Origin of the sequence: Dietzia sp. CQ4, assembly GCF_014145125.1 — a bacterium.
Lineage (GTDB): Bacteria > Actinomycetota > Actinomycetes > Mycobacteriales > Mycobacteriaceae > Dietzia > Dietzia natronolimnaea.
In genome coordinates this window covers 1-2,268 of sequence record NZ_JAALDZ010000298.1, presented here as the reverse complement: position 1 = coordinate 2,268, position 2,268 = coordinate 1, and the positions used below count along the sequence as shown (strand labels likewise).

2 protein-coding genes and 1 pseudogene are annotated in these 2,268 nt (G+C 69.9%); 1 reads left to right on the top strand and 2 read right to left on the bottom strand.

Annotated features, from left to right (window positions below):
• Both G6031_RS15325 and G6031_RS15320 read right to left on the bottom strand, forming a co-directional pair.
• A pseudogene (locus G6031_RS15325) lies at positions 1-242 on the bottom strand (polysaccharide biosynthesis protein); the annotation flags it as partial.
• Positions 220-1,608, bottom strand: a complete 1,389-nt coding sequence (locus tag G6031_RS15320; protein ID WP_179526135.1) for a M1 family metallopeptidase — start codon at positions 1,606-1,608, stop codon at positions 220-222. The gene G6031_RS15320 and the pseudogene G6031_RS15325, both read right to left, overlap by 23 nt.
• A 157-nt stretch (positions 1,609-1,765) precedes the next feature.
• On the opposite strand from G6031_RS15320, the gene G6031_RS15315 reads away from it, so the two are divergent.
• Positions 1,766-2,215 (top strand): hypothetical protein, encoded by a 450-nt coding sequence (locus tag G6031_RS15315; RefSeq protein ID WP_182653720.1) that lies wholly within the window; start codon positions 1,766-1,768, stop codon positions 2,213-2,215.
• The last annotated feature ends 53 nt before the right edge of the window (positions 2,216-2,268 follow it).

The following is a 2,268-nucleotide window of genomic DNA, read 5'->3' as shown; positions in this document are numbered from 1 at the left end:
GACCGCACGGCCCGCGTGGCCTCCTGCATGAGTCCGTTGGCCACCCCGCCCAGGGCGAAGAACGCGCCCCAGTAGGTGGCGAAGAGGGGGTAGTCCGCCGGGCCCAGCGCCCGGCCGGCGACCAGCATGACCAGGTAGCCGGAGGCGGCGGCGAACACCGTCGCCAGAGTCAGGGCCCGCATCCCACCCGCGGCGCGGCGGCCGGCCGTGGGCGTCGGTTCAGCGGCGGCCGGCGTGGTCATCGGGCATGCCGAGGGTGGGTGGCAGCGGTTCCGAGAACAGCCACGCGGACCACAGGGGACGCAGGTCGACGGGGGAGTGGTCGGCGGCCATGTGCAGGAAGTCGTCAGTGGTCGCGGTGCTGCCCGAGTACTTGGTCACCCAGTCGCGCAGCAGCTGGAAGAACTGCTCGTCGCCGATCGTCAGGCGCAGGGCGTGCAGGGTGAGCGCGCCGCGCTTGTAGACCCGGTCGTCGAACATGTCCTTGGGGCCGGGGTCGGCCAGGAGCAGGTCCTGGGGTGAGTTCTGCAGCTTGGAGTAGTAGCGCAGCGCGTGGCTGCCCGCGTCGGCGCCGCCGGAGAACTCGGTCCACAGCCACTCGGCGTAGCAGGCGAAGCCCTCGTGGAGCCAGATGTGCTTCCATTCGGCGGCGGTGACGGCGTTGCCGAACCACTGGTGCGCGAGTTCGTGGGCGATCAGCCGCTCGTCGTCCGTGCCCGCCTCGGCTGTGTTGCGGCCGAACGTGGACATGCCCATCGCCTCGAGGGGGATCTCCAGCTCGTCGTCGGTCACCACCACCTTGTACTCACCGAACGGGTACGGGCCGAACAGGTCGGTGAAGACCTCGATCATCTCGAGCTGGCGGGCGAACGACACCCGGAAGTCCCGCTTGAGGTCCGCGGGCAGGTAGGCGTGGAACGGCACCGCCCCACCCGTCACCTCCAGGTGCTCGTACTGCCCCAGGTTGATGGTCACGAGGTAGGTGGAGGTGGGCTGCGGGAGGTCGAACTCCCAGGTGGTGGTGCTGCCGCTGCGCTTCTTGCCCACCAGCGAACCGGTCACGACCGCGCGGTACGGGGAGTCGGTGGTGAGCCGGATCCGGAACGGGGCCTTGGACGACGGGTGGTCGTCGCACGGGAACCAGCTGGCGGCGCCGTTGGGCTGGTTGGCCACCAGGACCCCGTCGGTCAGTTCCTCCCACCCGACCTCACCCCATGCGCCGCGGATCGGGCGCGGGTTGCCCGCGTACCGGATGGTGAGCGTGAACGCGGCACCGACGGGGATCGGCTCGGCCGGGGTGACGGTGAGCTTGCCCCGCGGCCGGTTGTACCTGGCGACCCGACCGCGGTCGAGAGACACCTTGGACACGTCGAGGTGGGGGGACAGGTCGAGCTGCACCGAGTCGAGCGGTTCGGTGGCCGTGGCGGTGATGACGGCCTGGCCACGCAGGTTGTTGGAGCTCATCTTGTAGGTGAGGTCCAGTTCGTACCGGGTCACCCGGTAGCCGTGGTTCCCGGCGCTGGGCAGGTAGGGGTCGACCGGATCGGCGCGCGACGAATCGCGGGGGGCTGCGATCTTGGCGATGAGGTCCTTCTTGACTGCCTTCAATTCCATGACCTGCGCGAGTGTAGTGGACCCGGGGTGATCGGCACCGCCACTGGCGGCTGGGCGGTGGAAACTACTTGCCAAAATGGAAAGTAGTTGCCTATGGTCTAGTCATTGCCCGGGTGGACACTCCCGGGACCGTCACGAGGAAGGTGTCGTCATGACCACGGAGAACCGCACCACCGGCGAGCTCGATCGCGCCGAGGCTGCCCGGCTCCTCGCGGAGGTCGAGGGTCGGCCGCCGGTGAGCTCCACGCGCGACGCCCGGGTCTTCGCCTGGTTCGCCACCGTCATCGCGGTGGTGATGGGTGCCGGGACCATCGCGATCATGTTCTCCAACTGGGCGATGGTGCCGTACGTGGTGCTGCTGTTCGCCGTGATCTTCTGGCAGCGGCGATCGATCGGCGCCAGTCCCCGTGGTTCGGCCCGGACGTACCTCTGGGGGGTCGCGGGCTCCGGCGTGGTGGTCCTCGTCGTCGTCACCGGGTTGCACGTCATCCGCACCACGATCGGCCTCACCCCCTGGTGGTACCTCCTCGGTGCGGTGCTGGTGGCGGTGCCCGGACTGATCGCCGCCGCGCGCATCGCACGCCGGGGTGCCGCCCGGTGACCGGCCCGCAGGGCGATGCCCCTGCTGCGCCCGTCGCCCCCGACACCGCCGCC

What these genes read in the sequence shown, in the direction of transcription:
- G6031_RS15315 (WP_182653720.1), top strand. Translation starts at nt 1,766, where the DNA reads ATGACCACGGAGAACCGCACCACCGGCGAGCTCGATCGCGCCGAGGCT.